Source organism: Bradyrhizobium sp. UFLA05-109 (assembly GCF_054185165.1).
Genome location: NZ_JBBIAR010000046.1, coordinates 49,185 through 68,812, shown reverse-complemented (window position 1 = coordinate 68,812; position 19,628 = coordinate 49,185). Strand labels below are relative to the sequence as shown.

At 64.8% G+C, this 19,628-nt stretch carries 19 protein-coding genes; 3 read left to right on the top strand and 16 right to left on the bottom strand.

What is annotated here, in order from left to right:
* Positions 1–12: 12 nt before the first annotated feature.
* Together Q3C01_RS29365 and Q3C01_RS29360 are read right to left on the bottom strand one after the other, a co-directional pair.
* Positions 13–408 (bottom strand): VOC family protein, encoded by a 396-nt coding sequence (locus Q3C01_RS29365; protein ID WP_458148773.1) that lies wholly within the window; start codon positions 406–408, stop codon positions 13–15.
* The gene (locus tag Q3C01_RS29360; RefSeq protein WP_458148783.1) at positions 408–794 is read right to left on the bottom strand and encodes a c-type cytochrome; all 387 of its coding nucleotides are present in this window, start codon (positions 792–794) and stop codon (positions 408–410) included. Before Q3C01_RS29360 ends, Q3C01_RS29365 begins: the two co-directional genes overlap by 1 nt.
* Before the next feature lie 308 nt (positions 795–1,102).
* On the opposite strand from Q3C01_RS29360, the gene Q3C01_RS29355 reads away from it, so the two are divergent.
* Positions 1,103–1,411, top strand: coding sequence for a hypothetical protein (locus tag Q3C01_RS29355; protein ID WP_458148772.1), 309 nt, complete (start codon positions 1,103–1,105; stop codon positions 1,409–1,411).
* A gap of 57 nt (positions 1,412–1,468) precedes the next feature.
* Here the strand turns inward: Q3C01_RS29355 and arfB are convergent, their stop codons facing one another.
* The 7 genes from arfB to Q3C01_RS29320 form a co-directional block, all read right to left on the bottom strand.
* Positions 1,469–1,885 carry an alternative ribosome rescue aminoacyl-tRNA hydrolase ArfB gene (gene arfB / locus Q3C01_RS29350; RefSeq protein ID WP_458148771.1) on the bottom strand — a complete coding sequence of 139 codons (417 nt, stop codon included), beginning with the start codon at positions 1,883–1,885 and terminating at the stop codon, positions 1,469–1,471.
* Between the two features lie 119 nt (positions 1,886–2,004).
* Positions 2,005–3,378 carry a M16 family metallopeptidase gene (locus Q3C01_RS29345; protein WP_458148770.1) on the bottom strand — a complete coding sequence of 458 codons (1,374 nt, stop codon included), beginning with the start codon at positions 3,376–3,378 and terminating at the stop codon, positions 2,005–2,007.
* On the bottom strand, positions 3,375–4,766 hold the full coding sequence (locus Q3C01_RS29340) for a M16 family metallopeptidase (protein ID WP_458148769.1): 1,392 nt from the start codon (positions 4,764–4,766) through the stop codon (positions 3,375–3,377). The genes Q3C01_RS29345 and Q3C01_RS29340 overlap by 4 nt, the downstream gene beginning before the upstream one ends.
* 194 nt (positions 4,767–4,960) lie before the next feature.
* Positions 4,961–5,695 carry a hypothetical protein gene (locus Q3C01_RS29335; RefSeq protein WP_458148768.1) on the bottom strand — a complete coding sequence of 245 codons (735 nt, stop codon included), beginning with the start codon at positions 5,693–5,695 and terminating at the stop codon, positions 4,961–4,963.
* A gap of 94 nt (positions 5,696–5,789) precedes the next feature.
* The gene (lspA, locus tag Q3C01_RS29330; RefSeq protein WP_458148782.1) at positions 5,790–6,284 is read right to left on the bottom strand and encodes a signal peptidase II; all 495 of its coding nucleotides are present in this window, start codon (positions 6,282–6,284) and stop codon (positions 5,790–5,792) included.
* Positions 6,285–6,450: 166 nt separating this feature from the next.
* Positions 6,451–9,450, bottom strand: coding sequence for an isoleucine--tRNA ligase (gene ileS, locus Q3C01_RS29325; RefSeq protein ID WP_458148767.1), 3,000 nt, complete (start codon positions 9,448–9,450; stop codon positions 6,451–6,453).
* Between the two features lie 198 nt (positions 9,451–9,648).
* Entirely contained in the window at positions 9,649–10,620 is a 972-nt protein-coding gene (locus Q3C01_RS29320; protein WP_458148766.1) for a bifunctional riboflavin kinase/FAD synthetase, read from the bottom strand.
* 226 nt (positions 10,621–10,846) lie between these two features.
* Between Q3C01_RS29320 and Q3C01_RS29315 the strand changes: the two genes are divergently transcribed.
* A complete protein-coding gene (locus Q3C01_RS29315) occupies positions 10,847–11,242 on the top strand; it encodes a response regulator (RefSeq protein ID WP_008567674.1) in 396 nt (131 codons plus the stop codon).
* A gap of 150 nt (positions 11,243–11,392) precedes the next feature.
* On the opposite strand, the gene Q3C01_RS29310 is transcribed toward Q3C01_RS29315, so the two are convergent.
* From Q3C01_RS29310 to Q3C01_RS29300, 3 genes are all read right to left on the bottom strand, one after another.
* Positions 11,393–12,247 (bottom strand): TIGR01459 family HAD-type hydrolase, encoded by an 855-nt coding sequence (locus Q3C01_RS29310; protein ID WP_458148764.1) that lies wholly within the window; start codon positions 12,245–12,247, stop codon positions 11,393–11,395.
* A gap of 15 nt (positions 12,248–12,262) precedes the next feature.
* On the bottom strand, positions 12,263–13,687 hold the full coding sequence (locus tag Q3C01_RS29305; RefSeq protein WP_458148763.1) for an EAL domain-containing protein: 1,425 nt from the start codon (positions 13,685–13,687) through the stop codon (positions 12,263–12,265).
* A 138-nt stretch (positions 13,688–13,825) separates the two neighbouring features.
* Entirely contained in the window at positions 13,826–15,382 is a 1,557-nt protein-coding gene (locus Q3C01_RS29300; protein ID WP_458148762.1) for a winged helix-turn-helix domain-containing tetratricopeptide repeat protein, read from the bottom strand.
* Positions 15,383–15,496: 114 nt separating this feature from the next.
* On the opposite strand from Q3C01_RS29300, the gene Q3C01_RS29295 reads away from it, so the two are divergent.
* Positions 15,497–16,339: a class I SAM-dependent methyltransferase gene (locus Q3C01_RS29295; protein WP_458148761.1), complete on the top strand. Its 843-nt coding sequence runs from the start codon at positions 15,497–15,499 to the stop codon at positions 16,337–16,339.
* Positions 16,340–16,394: 55 nt separating this feature from the next.
* Here Q3C01_RS29295 and Q3C01_RS29290 read toward each other — a convergent pair whose 3' ends face one another.
* From Q3C01_RS29290 to Q3C01_RS29275, 4 genes are all read right to left on the bottom strand, one after another.
* Complete coding sequence (locus Q3C01_RS29290; protein WP_458148781.1) at positions 16,395–17,525, bottom strand: YihY/virulence factor BrkB family protein; 1,131 nt, start codon at positions 17,523–17,525, stop codon at positions 16,395–16,397.
* Entirely contained in the window at positions 17,525–18,112 is a 588-nt protein-coding gene (locus Q3C01_RS29285; protein WP_458148760.1) for a phage holin family protein, read from the bottom strand. Before Q3C01_RS29285 ends, Q3C01_RS29290 begins: the two co-directional genes overlap by 1 nt.
* 86 nt (positions 18,113–18,198) lie before the next feature.
* Positions 18,199–19,158, bottom strand: coding sequence for a 50S ribosomal protein L3 N(5)-glutamine methyltransferase (gene prmB / locus Q3C01_RS29280; RefSeq protein WP_458148759.1), 960 nt, complete (start codon positions 19,156–19,158; stop codon positions 18,199–18,201).
* The gene (locus Q3C01_RS29275; RefSeq protein ID WP_458148758.1) at positions 19,158–19,625 is read right to left on the bottom strand and encodes a molybdenum cofactor biosynthesis protein MoaE; all 468 of its coding nucleotides are present in this window, start codon (positions 19,623–19,625) and stop codon (positions 19,158–19,160) included. Before Q3C01_RS29275 ends, prmB begins: the two co-directional genes overlap by 1 nt.
* Positions 19,626–19,628: the final 3 nt, after the last annotated feature.

The window sequence follows — 19,628 nt, the reverse complement described above, 5'->3', positions numbered from 1 at the left end:
TTTGCGTTTTGATCAGTTGAAACGTCCGCCCCGCTGGATCACCTCGATCTTGTAGCCATCGGGATCACTGACGAAGAAAAAGCGCGCCAGCGTCTTGCCCTCATGCTTGAAGTCGCGCAGCGGTCCGGGTGCCAGCTGCTCGCGCTCGAAGCGGGCGTGTTCGGCGTCGAGATCCTCGACCACCACGGCGAGATGTCCATAGCCGTCGCCGAGCGAGTACGGCTCCTTGCGATCGGAATTGACCGTCAGCTCAACCTCGAAAGGTGAGGAAGGGTGACGCAGATAAATCAGGGCGAAGTCCGGAAATTTCAGATGGTCGGCGATTTCGAGGCCGAAGGCGCGCCTGTAGAAGTCGAGCGAGCGTGCCTCCTCGAGCACGCGGATCATGGAATGAACCGGCTTTGCCATCAGTTCAGCTCCTTCAGATAAGCGATGATGGCGGCGCGGGTCTCGGGCTTGGCCTGCCGGTAGGCCATGACCACGCCGGGAATGACGGCTTGCGGATTGGTCAGCCAGGCATCGAGTCGCGCCTCGTCCCAGGCGAAGTCCGCCTTCGCGAGGCCCTCTGAATAGTGAAACCCTTCAGTCTTTCCGGCCGGTCGTCCCACGATCTTGACCAGTGGCGGGCCTTGCCGCATCGGTTCCGACAGGTTCGTCGTGTGGCACACCGCGCATTGCTGCTTGAAGAGTGTTGCGCCATCCGCCGGCTTTGCAGCCGGCAACGGCATTTGCGCGTCGGCGACCCGCACCACCAGCACCACTGCGGTGCACAATCCCACCACGACTGCGCGCATCGGCAAGAGCCCGCCCATCCACATCAACGTCAGCGTGCGCAAACTCTAGGCGGCGCCAAACATGCAGTGGTAGTAGCGGGCTGTTTCGTCGCAAGTGGGGGCTCGCGGCTTGTGTGTGTTCCGCGCCGCCGCATATGAGGAACACAATTTCGCGAAACCGCCTAGAAATCCCTAAACGATGACCACACGACGCGGATTGCATGAGAGTCGCGCCGTTCGAACTCTCTAGGCGATGAAATGGTCCGGCACATGCGAGCGGCGCGGGGAGCAACCGAACCGTTCATCGCGAAAAAATCCAGGAGAAATGGATGAAGTTGGTGAAGACCTCTGTGATCGCATGCACTGTTTCGGCTCTCATTGCTGCGCCGGTTTTCGCGCAAGGTGCGTCAACCGGCGTCAAGACAGGCGGCACCGTGCAAAGCAAACCCATGCAGGGCGCCGCGCCGGCAAGCGAGGACGAAGCGCTCGGCACACAGCAGGGAGCTGCGGGCGAGCAAATGGGCATGAAGTCGACCAAGGGTACGAAGGGCGCGGTCGGCACCACGGGCAGCGCAATGCATAAGGGGACGGTCAACGATTCCGCTTCGGGCAGTGCCGCCAGCGGCAAGCGCTACTAGCATCGAGATGCGAAACAGCTAACCTCCGGTCGCTCTGCGGCCGGAGGATTTGGCCGGTCAATCGTCGAAACCGCCGCCGCGCCTGGCCTTGATGTCGCCGCGGCGCTTCTTGCTGTCGAGCCGGCGCTGCTTGGAGGCGAAGGTCGGTCGTGTCGCACGGCGTGGCGTCGGCCGTACCATGGCCTCGCGCAGCATCTCGAGCAGGCGGTCGATCGCGTCCTGGCGGTTGCGCTCCTGGGTGCGGAAGCGCTGCGCCTGGATCACGATGACGCCGTCCTTGGTCATGCGCTGGCCGGCGAGGCGCGCAAGGCGCAAGGCGGCGTCCTCCGGCAAAGTCAGCTTGCGCGTGTCGAAGCGCAGTTGCGCTGACGTCGCGACCTTGTTGACGTTCTGTCCGCCCGGGCCGGAGGCGCGGACGAAGCCGATCTCGATGTCTTCTTCGTCGATGACGAGATCGCGGGAAATCCGCAGCATGGTGGCACCACTCGTGATGCCCCGACCTATCGCGGGCACCCTCATTTGGCAATGCTGCATCAGGGAAAATGCGAATGGCCGGGGGCAAGCCCGGCCATTCAGCGCGGAGAAGCGCGAGTTCAGTTCGACTTCGGCGCGGCCGCAGCGGCGGGCTGCGCGGCCGCCTGGGGGGCGCGGCCGACGATGACGGTCAGGAGGCCCTGGCCCCACAGCCGCTTCGCGGCCTGCCTCGCGTCGTCCAGCGTCACGGCATCGACGATGGCATTGCGCTTCTCGATATAATCGATCGGCAGCTTGTCCTGTTGATATTGCAGCAGCGCCTGGGCGAGCTTGGAGGAGGTGTCGAGCGCCAGCATCTGTGAGCCCTTGAGGTAGGACTTCGCCTCGTCGAGCTCCTTCTGCGTCGGTCCCTCCTCGGCGATGCGTCGCACCTCCTTCTCGATCGCATCGATGGTGTCGCCGGCGCGGTCTGCACGCGTGCCGGTGTTGCCGATGAAGACGGCCGAGTGCTCCATCCACAACAGCGATTCAAACACCGAATAGGCCAGCCCGCGCTTCTCGCGCACCTCGCGATAGAGCCGGGAGGACAATCCGCCGCCGCCCAGGATGTGGTTGACGACGTAGGCGGCCATGAAGTTCGGATCGCTGCGCTTCACGCCGGGGCCGCCGAAGGTGATCACCGTCTGCGGCACGTCGAGCGGCACGAAAGCGCGCTGCGGCGGCGAGGCTGGCTCGATGTCGGGGACCGGCGTGAGGTTCGCCTTGGCCGGCAGGCCGCCAAACGTCTTGTCGAGCAGCTTGCCGAGCGTTGCGGGGTCGACGTCGCCGACGACCGCAACCTTCAGCGTGTCCCTGGCGAGGACGCGACCGACATAATCCTTCATGTCGGCGACCGTGATGGTCGGCACGCTTTCCAGCGTCCCGCTGGTCTGCCGACCGTAGGGATGATCGCCGAAGGCGATCTCCAGGAACTTGCGGCTGGCGAGAGCGGTCGGATTGGTGGTGTCACGGCGCAGGCCCGAGATGATCTGGGAACGGATGCGCTCGACGTCGGCGGTGTCGAAATGCGGCGAGGTCAGCGCCATCCGCAACAGGTCGAAAGCTTCGTCCTTGTTGTCGCGGAGCATGCGCAGGCTGCCGCGGAACGTGTCGCGGCTGGCGCTGAAGGAGAGCTCGATGGCGCGGCGATCGAGCCGCTCGTGGAAGGTCTTGGAATCGAGATCGCCGGAGCCTTCGTCGAGGAGGTCACCGACGAGGTTGGCGACGCCCGGCTTGCCCTTGGGATCCTGCGATGCGCCACCGGCAAAGGAATACTCCATCGCGATCAGCGGCACGGTCGCGTCCTGCACGAACCAGGCTTCGATACCGCCGGGCGAGGTCAGATGCTGGATCTTGGCTGCGGCCTGCGACGGCGAGAGGGACGCCAAAGAGAGCGCCACCGAGGTGACGACGGAGAGCGCAATGCCGCGCACGCGGAGGAAGGGATAGGTCACGAACGCTTCTCCTCGCGCTTGGCGGTGGTGGTGTCCTTGATCAGATAGCCGGTGACCGAGCGCTTCTTCTCGAGCCACTTTTGCGCGGCGGCGCGCACCTGTTCGGCGGTCACGGCGCGGATGCGATCGGGCCAGCTGCGGATGTCCTCGATGGACAGGCCCGTCGTCAGCGCGCCGCCATACCAGCGCGCCAGCACTGCCTGATTGTCCTGGGCGTAGATTGCTTCGGCGATGAGCTGGGTCTTGACCCGCTCGAGATCCTCGGCGCGGATCGGGTTCTGCACGATGTCGGCGATCACGCCGTCGATGACCTGCTCGACCTCTGCAAAGCTGACGCCCTGCTTGGGAGAGGCCGCGATCGAGAACTGGCTCGGGTCGAGCGAGGTGCTCGAATAGCTGGCGCTGGCGGAGACCGCGAGCGGCTTGTCGACCACGAGCGCGCGGTAGAGATAGGAGTTGCTGCCGCTGCCCATCAGTTGCGCGAGCACGTCGAGCGCGGCGCTCTCGCCGGCCGCCGCCGTGGTTGCCGATGGCACGAGGTAATAACGGCGCACACCGGGCTGCTCGACGCGCGGATCGGATAGCGTGACGGTGCGCGGGGCGGCCGGCTCCGGCTCCTGCGGTCGGATGCGTTGCGCAGGGATCGCTGGCTGTGCCGGGATCGGGCCGAAATTGCGCTCGACCAGCGGGCGCACGTCGGCGACCTCGACGTCGCCGGCGATCACCAGGATCGCGTTGTTCGGCGCATAGAAGCGGCGGTAGAATGCCAGCGCATCCTCGCGATTGAGCTTCTCGATCTCCTGGTGCCAGCCGATCACCGGCCGGCCATAGGGATGGTTGAGATAGAGCGCGGCCATGACCTGTTCGTTCAGCCGTGCCTCGGGGCTGTTCGCGACGCGCATGTTGTACTCTTCGAGCACGACGTCGCGCTCGGGCAGCACGTTCTCGTCCTTGAGCACGAGCCCGGTCATGCGATCGGCTTCGAACTCCATCATGGTCGGCAGCTGTTCGCGCGGCACACGCTGATAGTAGTTGGTGTAGTCGACCGAGGTGGAGGCGTTCTCGTTGCCGCCGACGCGCAGCACGGTCTGGGAGAATTCGCCGACCGGATGTTTCTCCGTGCCCTTGAACATCAGATGCTCGAGAAAATGGGCGAGCCCCGATTTGCCGGGCGTCTCGTCGGCCGAGCCGACTTTGTACCAGATCATCTCCGTGACCACGGGCGTGCGGTGGTCGGGGATCACCACGACCTGGAGGCCGTTACCGAGCGTGAAGCTGCTGGGCGGTGCGGATGTTACCGTTGTCTGGGCGAATGCGCCGCCGGTCGTAAGAGCACAAGTCGAAAGCAACGCGGCGAGGAGGCAGGCAGCCGATCGGTATGAGGACATCACAATCCTTGTGAAAGCCCGGAGCCAAATGTCCGGGTGCAAAAGCACGGCATGCTACACCGTGCGGCCTAGCACTTTGCGTCACGAAGCAGAGAACGCCGTCATCGTGAAGTTAAAGATACGTCATGTGCCGCGTCCGGCCTACACCGGACGATTGCGGCAGTTCCGCAGAAGCACGCGGGCCGGCAAGAGCGCTATTGCTCTTTCTCCTTGCCGCTCAGCACGTCGTAATACGTCTTGCGGGTCTGGTCCGGCCCCGTGCCATAGGAATAATTCGGCGAGGGCGTCTGGTAGCCGGCGGGCGGCTCGGTCAGGGATTCCCGCGGCGGCTCAGACTTGAATTGCGTGGATTCGCTGCTGTTGCCCTTGAGGAGCTTGAACAGGCCGCCGGTGTAGCCGAGCTGGGCCGGACTCATGGTCGGATTGTTCTGAGTAGGCTGGCCCGGTTCGTTGCTGGTGGTACGAGTAGGGCCGTTCGTCTTGCCCGCGTTCAGCTCGGCTGGCGTGAGCGGCCGGGCGGCTTCCCACGGCTGCTGGAATTTGGTGCCGGATTTCTTTCTTGCGGCAGCAAGCTCCTTGCGGCGCTTTTCGTCGGGGTCCTTGGGCCAGTTCGGTGCGCTCGCCTCGGCGGACGACGCTGGCGGCGGCAGGTCGAGCTTCGGCGGCACCACCAGGGGCGAACGTTCGCGGTATTCGATGCCGGGCCTCTCCAGGCTGCGGCCGCCCTGGGCGCCGAGGCCCGTCATCAGATTGTCGATGATCTTTTCCTCGAACGTCCGGTCGTCCTCTTCGTCGTCATCGCCGGCACGGGCTGCGCCGGCCACCATCACGAGACCGATGCCGAGTGCGACGGAAGTGAGCTTCAGCGAGCGCAACAGCCCGTGCCTTGGGCTTCGCATCATCCAACCTTTCGGCTCGCTTTCGCGCATTGCTGTACCTGTTCTGTTTCGTATTTGATCGCCGCGCCCTGCGCGGGCTTGCCTCGCAAGCAAGGTTCCACCGTCGGGTCCGTATCGGCCGGGATCAGGGCGCTTTTGCGGCGGGTACCCCCAGGAAGGAATCATACAATAGGGCCGCCACCCCAGCAACGATGGCCACGTCAGCGAGGTTAAAGACGTACCAATTGTAGGTTTTTCCGGCGATTTCGATGTGAAACAGCGCGAAATCGAACACGGCCCCATAGGCTAGACGATCGATGGCATTGCCGATGGCGCCGCCGATGATCAACCCCAGTGCCACCGTTGCCAGCCGGGTCTGCGCGCGGGTCATCCAGACCGCCAGCAGAACCACCGCCACGGCCTTGACCGCCATCAACGCGATCGGCCCCGCCGTGCCTTCGGTCTGCAGCCAACCGTAGCTGATGCCTTTGTTCCAGGCCGGCATGAGGTCGAAGAACGGCGTCAACCTCAGCCCGCCGCGACGGTCGAGGTCGAACACGTTGAGCAGCCAGAGTTTCGAGACCTGGTCCAGCACGAGCGAAATCACGGCAGACAGAATGCCGGCGCGGAGAGGGGTCATTTCGAGATGGCCTCCGGCGCCGCAACGAATTCCAATGTCGTCCCGGCGAAGGCCGGGACCCATAACCCCAGGCGGTTATCGTTTGAAAGACGCGTGGTCATCTGTCTTCGCTGCAAATTGACGGCGGGGGATTATGCGTCCTGGCTTTCGCCAGGACGACATCGAACTAGATTGCTACCCCCAACGCCTTCCATTCGCGCAGCGCCTTGGCATCGCGCGGGGTGACGTCGGGATAGTCCGCGTCCTCGCCGACGGTCGGCAGGATCTTCCAGGAGCGGGCGCATTTGGTGCCCACCGCCTTCTCGACCACGACCGCAACGCCAGGAACGGCATCGAGACGGAACGCTGCCTCCGGCGCCTCGCCCTCGCGCACCTCGTAATTCGAGGTGATGCAGACCTCGGCGAGATCGACGTCAAATAGCGTCATCTGTGTGTTCCGGTCAGCGATATAGATCACCGGTGATGCCTCGAGCGACGAACCGATGTTCTTGGCCGCGCGCTCGAGCTCCAGCGCGCCGGTGACGACGCGACGCACGTTGCGGATGATCTCCCATTTCGCGGCGAGCTTGTCGTCGCGGAAGTCTTCGAGACCTTCGGGGAACAGTGTCAGATGAACCGAGGGCTCGGCGTCGGGCCGGTACATGCGCCACGCCTCCTCGGCGGTGAAGCTCAGGACCGGCGCCAGCCATTTCAGGATCGCGTTGCAGAGCGTATCGATCGTGGTCAGCGCCGCCTTGCGCGTCAGCGAGGAAGGCGGATCGCAATAGAGCGTGTCCTTGCGGATGTCGAAGTAGAACGCCGACAGCTCGCTGTTGAGGAACGCCGACAGCGTCGCGATCACGCTCTTGAAGTCGAAGGCTTCATAGGCCTTGCGGATCACATCGGTGCGGACCGCAAGCTCGTGCAGCATCAGCCGCTCGAGCTCGGGCATGTCGGCGGGCGCAACGGCGTCGGCCGGCTTGTAGTGATGCAGTGTGCCGAGCATCCAGCGCACGGTGTTGCGCAGCTTGCGATAGGTCTCGACCGTGTTCTTCAGGATCTCGGGGCCGATGCGCTGGTCGTCGGTGTAGTCGCATGACGCGACCCAGAGCCGGAGGATGTCGGCGCCGGACTCCTTGATGACGGCCTGCGGCTCGATGGTGTTGCCGAGCGACTTCGACATCTTGCGGCCATCCTCGGCCTGGGTGAAGCCATGGGTCAGCACGATGTCGTAGGGCGCGCGCCCACGCGTGCCGCAGCTCTCGAGCAGCGAGGAGTGGAACCAGCCGCGATGCTGGTCCGAGCCCTCCAGATACATCACCGTGTCCGTGCCGCCGTCGACCTTGCGCTTGATGCCGGCAAGGCCCGGGAAATGCACGGGGTCTTCCAGCACGAAGGCGTGCGTGGAGCCGGAATCGAACCACACGTCGAGGATGTCGTCGACCTTCTTCCAGTCCTCATTGGCGCGGCTTCCGAGGAAGCGTTCGCGGGCGCCGTCCATGTACCAGGCATCGGCGCCCTCCTTCTCGAAGGCGTCGCCGATGCGCGTGTTGACGGTCTCGTCCTGGAGGATCTCGGCCGAGCCGTCGCCCTTCTCGCGCACGAACACGGCAATCGGCACGCCCCAGGCACGCTGGCGCGAGATCACCCAGTCGGGGCGCGCCTCGATCATGCCGTTGATGCGGTTCTCGCCTGATGGCGGCACCCATTGCGTCACCGAGATCGCGTGCAGCGCGCGGGCGCGCAGCGTATCGCCGGACTTCGTCTTTCCGTCCACAGCAATGTCCTTGTCCATCGCGATGAACCATTGCGGCGTGTTGCGGAAGATCACCGGCTTCTTGGAGCGCCAGGAATGCGGATACTGATGTTTCAGCCGGCCGCGCGCGATCAGCTTGCCGGCATCAACCAGCGCCTTGATCACGGCCTCGTTGGCGTCGCCCTTCTCGCCCCTGTCGTTGATGACGCGCTTGCCCGCAAAGCCCGGCGCCTGATCTGTATAGGCACCGTTCTCATCGACGGTGTAAGGGATCGCGGTCGGGATGCCGCGTGCATCGAGCTCGCGCGTGTTCGCCGTCCAGACGTCAAAATCCTCGCGGCCGTGGCTCGGCGCGGTGTGCACGAAGCCGGTACCGGTGTCGTCGGTGACGTGATCGCCGGGCAAGAGCGGCACGGTGAAGCCGTAGCCGGCGCCAAGCCCCTTCAGCGGATGGGCGCACTCGATCGCGTCCATCGTGTCGCCGGGGATGTCGCGGACCTTCTCGTAAGACGTCACGCGGGCCTGCTTGAAGACCTCTGCGGCGAGCGCGTCGGCGAGGATCAGGAGATCGCCAGTCTTGGCCCAATTGTCGGCCGGCGCGTCCGTCACCTTATAGAGGCCGTAGGCGATCTTCGGCGAGAACGAGATGGCGCGGTTGCCGGGCAGGGTCCACGGTGTAGTGGTCCAGATCACGACGCTCGCGGAAGCGAGCGCGCCATGCGCGGGCGAAGTGACCGGAAATTTCACCCAGACCATGTCGGAGGTGTAGTCCTCATATTCGACCTCGGCTTCGGCGAGCGCAGTCTTCTCGACCACGCTCCACATCACCGGCTTGGAGCCGCGATAGAGCGTGCCGTTGGCGGCGAACTTCATCAATTCACGCGCGATCTGGGCTTCCGCCGGATAGCTCATGGTGGCGTAGGGGTGGGACCAGTCGCCGATCACGCCGAGACGCTTGAACTCCTCGCGCTGCACGTTGAGCCAGTGCGTCGCATAGGCGCGACATTCTTTGCGGAAGTCGACCATCGCCGCGGAGTCGCGGAAGTCGGGCTTCTGCTTGCCCTTCTTGCGATAGTGCTCCTCCTCGACCTTCCACTCGATCGGCAGGCCGTGGCAGTCCCAGCCGGGCACGTAGTTGGAATCGAAGCCGAGCATCTGCTGGCTCTTGGTGACGAGATCTTTCAGGATCTTGTTCAGCGCCGTGCCGATGTGGATGTTGCCGTTGGCGTAGGGCGGGCCGTCATGCAGCACGAATTTTTCGCGGCCGCGCGCGGTTTCCCGCAGCTTCTCGTAGAGGCCGATCTCGTACCAGCGCTTGAGGATCTCCGGCTCGCGCTGCGGCAGGCCGGCGCGCATCGGGAATTCCGTCTGCGGCAGGAACAGGGTTTTTGAATAGTCTTTGGCTTCGGACTTTTGCGGCTTTTCGGACATGAATGATCTGGCTCGGAAGGGCGCGGAAGGAATGCGATCACGATCGCGGGGTGAAACGACAAAATCCCGGTCTTGCGCCGAGCGAAAGCTCAGACGGAAGCCGGGCCGCTAATCCCTATGATGCGCCGCGCAAACATGGGCTCTCCATAGCAGTCGGGCGGCCAAATCGCAAAGGGCCGGGAGGGGCCGTTTTGGGCTTCAGTCGACGCTTCCCAGCCTCGGGAAGGCGTTGGGGGTGGCCGCCAGCAGGGCCTTCGCACGGGTTGAATCCTCGTCCATCTGGCGGATCAGCGGCTCGATGTCGTCGAACTTCAGTTCCTCGCGAATGAAGCCCACGAACGCGCAATCGAGCTCTTGACCGTAGAGGTCGCCCTTGAAGTCGAACAGGAAGATTTCCAGCAGCGGCGCGCCATTGTCGAAAGTCGGACGCCGGCCGAAGCTTGCGACCCCCTCCAGCCGCTCGGCCCCGCGGCCGACCCGGACCGCGTAGATGCCGTGCTTGAGGGCGCAATTGGCGTCGAGGCGGATATTGGCGGTGGGATAGCCGAGGTCGCGGCCGCGCTTCTCGCCGTGGATGACCTCGCCGGTCACAAACCAGGGCGCGCCCAGCATGGTCGTGGCCTCAGTGAGCTGGCCTTCCGCCAGTGCGGTGCGGATCGCGCTGGAGGAGACCGGCCGCTCGTCGATATCGACATGCGGCTGGACGTCGACCTCGATACCCAGGCGGGGCGCCTCATTGACGAGCAGGCCCGGCGAGCCGACCCGGCCCTTGCCGAAATGAAAGTCGTAGCCGACCGCGATCCCGCTGACCCCGAGCCGGCCGATCAGCTCATGGTGAATGAAATCCTGCGCGGATGTCCCGGCGCGGGTCTTGTCGAACGTCATGACTACGGCGCCGGCAAGCCCGGTGCCGGCCAGAAGCCGCAGCTTGGCTCGCTCATCCGTGAGGCGGAATTGCGGGGTGTTAGGGCTGAAAAACCGTCGCGGATGCGGCTCGAAGGTCAGCGCAAATGCCGGCCGGTTGTGCGTCCGGCCCATCTCCAGCGCAGCCGCAATCACCGCCCGATGGCCGAGATGAACGCCGTCGAAATTGCCCATGGCGACCACGGCTCCCCTTGGGATCGTGTGAGCCGGCGTGGAATCGCGGATAACAGTAAAATGCGGAGCCATCAGGGGAATTCTCTGGGGCGGGTCGGCCCGGGACCGTGACGTGACGCGCCAGGCGAAGTCAAGCGGAGGATGCGGCCGCATCGCTTCGCATTTCCGGGGTTTCCGGCAAGGGCCAATTAACGCGCTGTTTAACGCCTTGGTGCTAGTCCTTCTGAGATGGAACTGTGGGGCGTCGGGCCCGGCAGTTCGATCGTTAATATTTCCTGTTGCGTTTGGGGGAGTCGAGATGGCGGTTGATTTGTCGATGCCGGTTCTGGTGGTGGATGACTACAGCACCATGATCCGTATCATCCGGAATCTGCTGAAGCAGCTTGGCTTCGAGAATATCGATGACGCCAGCGACGGCTCGGCGGCGCTGAACAAGATGCGCGGCAAGAAGTACGGGCTCGTGATTTCCGACTGGAACATGGAGCCGATGACGGGCTACGACCTCCTGCGCGAAGTGCGGGCCGATCCCAACCTCGCCACCACGCCCTTCATCATGATCACGGCGGAATCCAAGACGGAGAACGTGATCGCGGCCAAGAAGGCCGGCGTGAACAACTATATCGTCAAGCCGTTCAACGCGGCGACGCTGAAGACCAAGATCGAGGCGGTCTTCCCGGACATGGCAAGCGCGTAAGCGTCGATCCATCAGATGGATTTGAATGCCCGGGCTTGTCCCGGGCATTTGCTTTGGGCACCGTCATTCCGGGGCGATGCGAAGCATCGAACCCGGAATCTCGAGATTCCGGGTTCGCCCTTCGGGCGCCCCGGAATGACGGTCATGCATTTACCATTTCAATTCGCGCATCAGCGCCTTCGGCGGGTGGCCGAACAACTCCAGCACCGAGGCCGGATCAAGCTGGTCGAGGCCCTCGAACTCCTCGGAATGAATGCCGCGGGTAACGAACAGGCAGTCGATGCCGAACTCGCGCGCGCCGGTTAGGTCGGTGCGCACGGAATCGCCGATCGCGAGAACCTTCTTGCGATCGATCTGATGGCCCTGGCGCTCGCCCGCGAGTGCCATCGCGCGCTCGTAGATCGGCCGGTGCGGCTTGCCGTAGAAGATCACCTCGCCGCCGAGTTCGCGGTAGAGTTCGGCGATGGCGCCGGCGCAGTAGATCAGCCGGTCGCCACGCTCGACCACGATGTCGGGATTGGCGCAGACCAGCGTGAGCTTGCGCTCGCGCGCCTTCAGCATCATGCCGCGATAATCTTCTGCCGACTCGGTCTCGTCGTCATAGAGGCCGGTGCAGACGATGTAGTCGGCCTCCTCCAGCGGCGCGAGTACCGCGTCGAGCCCGCGATGGATCGAGCTGTCGCGCTCGGGGCCGAGCCAGAACAATTTTCGGCCGGGATGATCGGCGACATAGAGCCGCGTCAGATCGCCCGAGGATACGATGGCGTCATAGGTCTCGTCGGCAACGCCGAGCTTGCGCAACTGTCGCTGCACCGAATCCGCTGGACGCGGCGCGTTGGTGATCAGGACGACCGTCCCGCCCTGGTGCCGGAAATTGTGCAGCGCCTCGCAGGCTTCGGGGAAGGACTCTAGCCCGTTATGGACCACGCCCCAGATGTCGCTGAGCACGACGTCCACGTCCGCGACGAGCTCGCGGAGGCTCTCGACGAAATGCAGCGTGGTCATGACATGAACAGACGGTCAGATGCGGCGCGCGAGCGCCGCATTGCCGGTGATGCGCTGTGACGGCGGCACGGAAGTGGTTTCGCCTGAGCTGGACGGGGCGGAGCCATTGGATACCTGTTGCTGCGCCTGGTCCGGCGCGCCTCCGGCCGTAGCAGATGCACCCTCCGGCCGCAATGGCCGGGGCGGGGCGAACAGGAAACCCTGGCCGAACCGCACGTCGTAATCCAGGAGATCGACGACTGCGCGCTCGCCCTCGATCCGCTCGGCGATGAGGTCGATGCCGAAGCGGCCGAGCAGGTCGGACAGGTCGGAGGGATGGATGTCCGAGGTCGAGGCCTGCTTGGGATCGAGCAGTAGCGCAGCCGGCACCTTGATGAAGCGCACGCCGCGGTCGGCGAGCTCGCGCGGCTCGATGCGCAGGTCAGTCACGTGGTCGATCGAGAAGCGGAAGCCGCGCTGGGCGAGCGCTGCTAGGTTCTCGGTCTCGGCGGGACCGAGGTTGCGGAACGTCGATTGCTTGAATTCGAGCACCAGCGAAGGCGCGAGCGCCCGGTTGGCCTCGAGGAAGTCGAGGCATTGGGCAAAGGTGGTGGAATTGCCGAGCGTGGAGGCCGCGACGTTGCAGAACACGCCGACGTCCTTGTTGCGCACCATCAGTCGGCGCAGCACCTGCACACAGCGCAGCATCACCATGTTGTCGATGCGCCCGATCAGCCCCGAGGCTTCCGCGATGCTGATGAACTCCTCGGCGGCGACGAGCTGGTCGCGCTCGTCGCGCACCCGCGTCACAGCCTCGTAGAAACGGACCTTGCGCTGCGGCAGCGTCACCATCGGCTGGAGGAAGATGTCGATGCGGTTCTCGTCGATCGCGCTGCGCAGTGTCGCGAGCAGCTGCGTTTGGTTGCGAGCGCTGGCAGTCGCAACGGGAGCGATTGGGGCTGCCCGTGGAACCGGCGGCGGCGCGGCTGGCTGAGGCTCCGGAGTTGCCAACAGTCCGTGTGCCGTCTCGGCTTCCGGCTGTGCGGCGGGCGTGTCCGTTGCCAGCAGGTCCTCATGCGTCGCCACGGTAGCGGCGAGCTGCTTGACGAGTCCGCCGAGCTCGTTGATCTCGGCGGCCACCGACTGGACGCGGTCCGCGTTGGTGGAATTGGCGGACGCGACGCGCCCCTCGACCGCCGCCAGCCTGCGGCCGAATTCGGCGACCTGGCGGGCGAGATCGGCAGTGCCGCGCGACAGATCGGCGATCTGGTTGCCGACGTCGCTGCGGTCGCGCAGGCGCATCGAGACCGCGTTGTAAAGGATCAGGAAGGTCAGCGCGGTCAGTGCAACGATCGCGGATTCGGTTCCACTGATGCCGGCCACCGAATGAAGGACGAGGCCCAGCGAGGCTGCGACCAGCACCATGCAGATGGCGATGAAGATCGTAGAAATACGGATCATGACGTGCGCTACGCCCTAAGTGTTGACTGCCCCACCCGGGAAGACACGGGCACGTCTCTTGCACGCTTTTGTCAAACGCTCCCCCAAGCGGGGGTGACCTTAACATCATTGTTGATTCGCGGGGATAGTCGTCGCGCGCTAGGCGAGACCGGCGCGGCGAAAGCCTTCCAGGTAGCGATTGCGGTCGGTCGCGAACTGGATCGGCATGAACTCGGCAATCCAGGCGAGCGAGACGTTCGGCTGGGCCCGGCGTAGCTCCCGCAGTGCGGAGCGGGCAAGGTCCGCGTGGCCGGCCATGCCGGCTGCCGAGGTCAGCACCCTGTGCGCGCCGACGAAATCGCTGCGCTGGCGCAAGGCCTCGTGCGCGAGCCGAATCGCCTCCTCATAATCGCCGCCGAGGAAGCGGGCATAGGCTGCGATGCCGAAATAGACTGGCGTGTAAGGATCGCGCGGGCTGAGGCGGATGGCGCGGCGGGCTGCCTCGTCAGCATCCTGCCAGCGGCCGCAATAGCTGAGCGCCAGCCCATGATAGCCCTGCGCCAGCGCGAAGCTCGGATTGAGCCGCAGCGCGGTCTCGAATTCGGCGAGCGAATCCTCGAAGCGCCGCGCGAACAGATGGACGTGGCCGAGCGCGTTATGTGCCCACGGATCCTCGTCGTCGGCCCGGATCGCCGCGAGTGCCGCGCGCTCGGCGATCGGCACCGCGGCCGCCATGTCCATCCAGCCCATATGGGCGGTGAACATGTAGCTGGTTCCGAGCAGGCCCAGCGCCTTGCCGTAATTCGGGTCGAGCGCGATAGCCTTTTCCAGCAGGGCCTGCGCGACCACGTGGTCCTGCCGCGTCACGCGCCAGTAGTGCGAGAGTGCACGCATCAGCAGGTCCCAGGCATCCATGCTGTCGGGTGGTTTGTGCTGGGCGCGAAAATTCTCGGCCGCGTAGAGCTGCGGCTCGATCGCGGCGACGATGGCTTCCGTGATCTCGTCCTGCACCGCGAACACGTTGGCGAGCTCGCGGTCGTAACGTTCCCCCCAGAGATGGCTGCCGGTCGCGACGTCGTTGAGCTGCGCGGTGATGCGCACACGGTCGCCGCCCTTGCGCACGCTGCCTTCGACGACATAGCGGACGCCGAGCTCGTCCGCGACCTGCCGGAGGTGAACCGTCCGGCCCTTGTAAATGAAGGAGGAGTTACGCGCGATCACGAAGAACCAGCGCAGCTTCGACAGCGCCGTGATGATGTCCTCGCTGATGCCGTCGGAAAAATACTCCTGCTCAGCATCGCCGCTCATATTGGTGAACGGCAGCACGGCGATTGCCGGCCGGTCGGGCAGCGGCTGGGCGGATGGCTGCGTCCGCCCGGCCGGCGCCGCCGACGGGGCAGCTTTGCTCGTTTCGACGACGTCGCCGACGAAGCGCACGCCCTTGCGCGCTACGGTGCGGATCAGCCGTTGCTCATCGCCGGTGTCGTTGATCGCGCGCCGTGCCGCGTTGATGCGGCTTGCGAGCGTGGAGTCGGAGACGACGCGCCCGTTCCACACTGCATCGAGCAGATTGTCGCGCGTCACCACGCGGTCGCGGTTGCGGATCAGATGCATCAGCAGGTCGAACACCTGCGGCTCGAGCGCGATGAGGCTGTCCGCCCGCCGCAATTCGCGGCGTTCGGGATCCAGCGAAAAATCCTCGAACTGGAACGCCACGGCCGGCTCCCGCTCAGAAATCAAGGCGCTCTCAACGTAAAATAACGGCACTCTCAAAGCCAGTCACGGGCCTGCGCTCTATCGTCCCGGCATCTTCAACCGGAGGAAATTGCCATGTCGACATCCGCAGCACTCAGCAAGCCCGCCGACGCACAGCCGGACCTCGCCGCGCTCAAGCAGCGCCAGCACGGAGCCTGGTCGTCCGGCGATTATGCCGTCGTTGGCACCACCTTGCAGATCGTCGGCGAACAGCTCTGCGAGGCGCTCGACCTGCGCGCCGGCAGCAAGGTGCTCGACGTTGCCGCCGGCAACGGCAATGCGACGCTTGCCGCCGCCCGCCGCTGGTGCGATGTCACCTCGACCGATTACGTGCCGGTGCTGCTCGAGCGCGGCCGCGAGCGCGCCGCGGCCGAACGCCTGACCGTCACCTTCCGTGAGGCGGACGCCGAGGCGCTGCAGTTCCCGGATGCCTCATTCGACGCTGTACTTTCGACCTTCGGCGTCATGTTCACGCCCAACCAGGACAAGGCGGCTTCCGAACTTGCGCGGGTGTGCCGCCCAGGCGGCAAGATCGGGCTCGCCAACTGGACGCCGCAGGGCTTTATCGGGCAGCTCTTCAAGACGATCGGCAAGCACCTGCCGCCGCCGGCCGGGGTGAAATCGCCGGCGCTGTGGGGCACAAAGGCCCGGCTCGAGGAGATGTTCGGCGGCCAAGCGTCGGAGATCGTCGCCGAGCCTCGAATGTTCGTTTTCCGCTACCGTTCACCCGAGCACTGGCTCGACGTGTTCAAGTCGTTCTATGGACCCATGCTGAAGGCATTCGCCGCGCTCGACGACAACGGCCAGGCGGCGCTGCGTCGCGATCTCCTGGGTCTCGTCGGCGAGTTCAACCATGCCGATGACGGTACGGTGGTCGTGCACAGCGAATACCTGGAAGTGGTGATCAGCAAGCGCTAAGCGCGAGAGAGATTGGATCAGGCCGGAACATATCCGGCCTGATCACGCGGCGGGACTAGGATGGCGCGGCGGCGCCGACCGTATCGGCCGAGACGGCTTCGCGAAGGCCGAGCGGCTTGGGCTCTCCCTTGGTTGTATCCCGCAAGGTTTGCCGCTCTATCTCCGAGTTCAGCTCGGCTCCTAACATGATGACGATGGCGGATACCCACATCCACATCATCAATCCGATCGCTGCTCCCAGAGAACCGTAGGTGGCGTTGTAATTGGCGAATTCCGAGAGATACCAGGAGAGCAGCGCCGAGCCGGTGATCCACAGAACGGAGGCCGTCACCGCGCCGATGCTGAGCCATTCCCAGCGCGCGGCGTCGCGGCTGGGCGCGAAGCGGTAGAGGATGGCGAGGGCGACCAGCAGGACGACGAACAGCAGCGGCCACCGCGCCATCGCGACGATCAGCTTGCTCTCCGGAGCGAGGCCGAGATGGTTCAGCGCGAGCGGTAAGGCGACCACGGCGCCGACCATCAGCAGGAGCGCGACAAGGCTGCCGACCGTGAAAGCCAGCGACACCAGATTGAGCCGGATGAAGCTGCGCTTCTCGCGCTCCTCATAGGCGACGTTGAGCGCGTCGATGATGGATTTGACGCCGGCATTGGCGCTCCAGATCGCCAGCACGAGGCCGAACAGGAAGGTGGCGCCAAGAGCCGTGTTGCCCTTGGACACCACCCGTCCGATCTGGTCCTCGATGATCTGGAACGTTCCCTCGGGCAGCATCATCGCCAGCGTCTGCAGGTTGGCGCTGATCGTCGAGGGGTTGGCGAACAGCCCATAAAAGGAGACGAGGGCGGTGATGGCGGGAAAAATCGCAAGCAGCCCGAAGAAGACCACGCCGCCTGCGGTCGCGAGCAGGCGATCCTCGTCGATGCGCTGGTAGGTGCGCCAGAGAATGTCCTTCCAGCCGGCAAAGGGAATCTTGAACGGGCTTTTGGACCGGCGGCCATGGCCGCCCTGCAAGGCGGCGCGAGCGGGATGGGTTTCGGGCGAATTGCCTTCCGAGTTGCGGCGATCCTCGACGGCGGCGGATCGCGGCGAGACGTAGCCCTGAAAGTAGCGTTCCGCCGATAGCACCAACACCGTGGTGGCGGCGACAAGCAGCCAAACGTCGAGCTGCTCGGAGCGCCGCGGCAGCATCATGCGTCCAATCGATGGCTGTGGCGCCTTCGGCGCGCCGCCGTCAGACCCAATAGCCCGATGGCCGCGAGCATCAGGCCGAGCTGCACCGAACGGTTGCCCCGGGCCGGCGAACCGCCGTTGCGATGGCTCTTTTCGCCCGGCGCGAGTGGCACCAGTGGGATCGCGGTCGCGACCTCCTTCACGGCCTCCTTGACCGTTCCGCGCGGAATCCGGGGCGTGGCAATCGCGACACGCAGCCGGCTTGCGAGCGGCACGACCGTTTTGGGCTGACGTTTCATCTGGGCCATCGCGATGCCGGCACAGATCGCCGCCAGCACCAGAAGCACGGCGCCGACGGCGCCGAAGGCCCAGAACATTCCGTAGGTGAGCTCGACCCAGCGGAACAGCGCCATCAGTCCGACGAAGAAGGCGGCGATGACGAACAGGCCCGCGACGGCGAACAGCCCGGCGGCGACCGCATAGGACGTGGCCTTGCCGGTGGCTTGACTGGTTCGGTCGCGGAAGTAGGACCGGGTGGCGCGCTTGAGGTGGTTGAGCTTGAGCGCCACTCCGGCGCGCAGCAATTCGCCCGATGGCGCAAGCATGCGAAACATCCTCCAGCGGCCGTGGCTGACAGCGTTGTTGGTGGATGAACGTAGAGGCGTTTGACTTGTTCCGGCAACCGCTCGCGTCAGCCGAGATCGGCGGCCGCAATCCAGAATACTTCGCCCTCCGAGTCCTCGGTGTCGAGCCAGAGCAGCGGCAGTTCGGGGAACACCTCATCGATGCGCTCGCGTCCCCGGCCGATCTCGCACAGCAATCCACCCCCAGGCGTGAGGTAGCGAGGTGCGTCTTGCAGGATGCGGCGCACGACATCGAGCCCGTCGGCGCCGCCATCGAAGGCGAGCTTCGGCTCGGCACGGCATTCCGGCGGCAATGACTTCATCCCTTCCGCATCGACATAAGGCGGGTTGGAGATGATCAGGTCGTAGCGTGCGTTGCCGAGCGGCGCGAACAGGTCGCCGCGATGGAGCGTGACGCGGTCTTCGAGACCGTAGTCGGCGACATTGCGCGCGGCAACCTCGATCGCCCCTTTGGAGATGTCGACGGCATCGACTTGCGCGTTCGAGAAATGCTGCGCAGCGAGGATCGCAAGGCAGCCGGAGCCGGTGCAGAGATCGAGCACACGTTCGACGCCGGTGGGATCGTCGATCAGCGAGCCTTCCTCGCCGTCACCGCCGAGATGCGAATCCAGGAGCTCGCCGATGAAGGAGCGTGGCACGATCACGCGCTCGTCGACGTAGAAGGGCAGGCCGCGCATGTAGACCTTGTTGACGAGATAGGCGGCTGGCTTGCGCGTGGCGATGCGCGCCTCGATCAGAGCAAGGATGGACTTGCCTTCGGCCGCGCTGACGCGGGCATTGGCGAAAATCTCGAACTGCTCGGGATTGAGATGCAGCACCTCGCAAATCAGGAAGGCAGCCTCTGCCACCGGATCGGTCGTGCCATGCGCGAAGGCAAGCTTGGTTTCGACGAAGCGGCTCACCGCATAGCGGACGAAATCGAGCAGCGTCACGAGCTCGCCGGCCGCGACCTTTGCAAGCTTTGGCGCGGCGCGGCCGCGCGTGGTCTTCTTGGATGCTTTTGCCATCAGGATTTGGTCCAGCGTGCGGCGGCCTGATCGTCGCGGGTGTTAGCCTCGACCCAGCCGGTACCCGTTGCGCTCTCTTCCTTCTTCCAGAACGGCGCGCTGGTTTTCAAGTAATCCATCAGGAACTCGGCGGCCTGGAATGCCGCCTGGCGATGCTGCGAGGCGGTCACCACCAGCACGATGTTCTCGCCGGGCGTGATCCGGCCGACGCGATGGATCACGGTGACGCCGTCGAGCGGCCAGCGCGAGGTGGCCTCGTCGACGTGGCGCTTGATCTCTTCCTCGGCCATGCCCGGATAATGTTCCAACGTCAGCGCCGAAATCTTCGCCCTGTCCTCGTCGCCGCGACAGATGCCGGAGAAGCTTACGACCGCGCCGATATCGGTGCGACCGTTCGTCAGCGCAGCGATCTCGCTTGCGACGTCGAAATCGTCTTGCTGGATGCGGATGGTGACGGGGCCGGACATGCG

Coding starts and splice junctions, on each gene's coding strand:
- Q3C01_RS29365 (WP_458148773.1), bottom strand. CDS start 408: ATGGCAAAGCCGGTTCATTCCATGATCCGCGTGCTCGAGGAGGCACGC.
- Q3C01_RS29360 (WP_458148783.1), bottom strand. CDS start 794: ATGCGCGCAGTCGTGGTGGGATTGTGCACCGCAGTGGTGCTGGTGGTG.
- Q3C01_RS29355 (WP_458148772.1), top strand. CDS start 1,103: ATGAAGTTGGTGAAGACCTCTGTGATCGCATGCACTGTTTCGGCTCTC.
- arfB (WP_458148771.1), bottom strand. CDS start 1,885: ATGCTGCGGATTTCCCGCGATCTCGTCATCGACGAAGAAGACATCGAG.
- Q3C01_RS29340 (WP_458148769.1), bottom strand. CDS start 4,766: ATGTCCTCATACCGATCGGCTGCCTGCCTCCTCGCCGCGTTGCTTTCG.
- Q3C01_RS29335 (WP_458148768.1), bottom strand. CDS start 5,695: ATGCGCGAAAGCGAGCCGAAAGGTTGGATGATGCGAAGCCCAAGGCAC.
- lspA (WP_458148782.1), bottom strand. CDS start 6,284: ATGACCCCTCTCCGCGCCGGCATTCTGTCTGCCGTGATTTCGCTCGTG.
- ileS (WP_458148767.1), bottom strand. CDS start 9,450: ATGTCCGAAAAGCCGCAAAAGTCCGAAGCCAAAGACTATTCAAAAACC.
- Q3C01_RS29320 (WP_458148766.1), bottom strand. CDS start 10,620: ATGGCTCCGCATTTTACTGTTATCCGCGATTCCACGCCGGCTCACACG.
- Q3C01_RS29315 (WP_008567674.1), top strand. CDS start 10,847: ATGGCGGTTGATTTGTCGATGCCGGTTCTGGTGGTGGATGACTACAGC.
- Q3C01_RS29310 (WP_458148764.1), bottom strand. CDS start 12,247: ATGACCACGCTGCATTTCGTCGAGAGCCTCCGCGAGCTCGTCGCGGAC.
- Q3C01_RS29305 (WP_458148763.1), bottom strand. CDS start 13,687: ATGATCCGTATTTCTACGATCTTCATCGCCATCTGCATGGTGCTGGTC.
- Q3C01_RS29295 (WP_458148761.1), top strand. CDS start 15,497: ATGTCGACATCCGCAGCACTCAGCAAGCCCGCCGACGCACAGCCGGAC.
- Q3C01_RS29290 (WP_458148781.1), bottom strand. CDS start 17,525: ATGCTGCCGCGGCGCTCCGAGCAGCTCGACGTTTGGCTGCTTGTCGCC.
- Q3C01_RS29285 (WP_458148760.1), bottom strand. CDS start 18,112: ATGCTTGCGCCATCGGGCGAATTGCTGCGCGCCGGAGTGGCGCTCAAG.
- prmB (WP_458148759.1), bottom strand. CDS start 19,158: ATGGCAAAAGCATCCAAGAAGACCACGCGCGGCCGCGCCGCGCCAAAG.
- Q3C01_RS29275 (WP_458148758.1), bottom strand. CDS start 19,625: ATGTCCGGCCCCGTCACCATCCGCATCCAGCAAGACGATTTCGACGTC.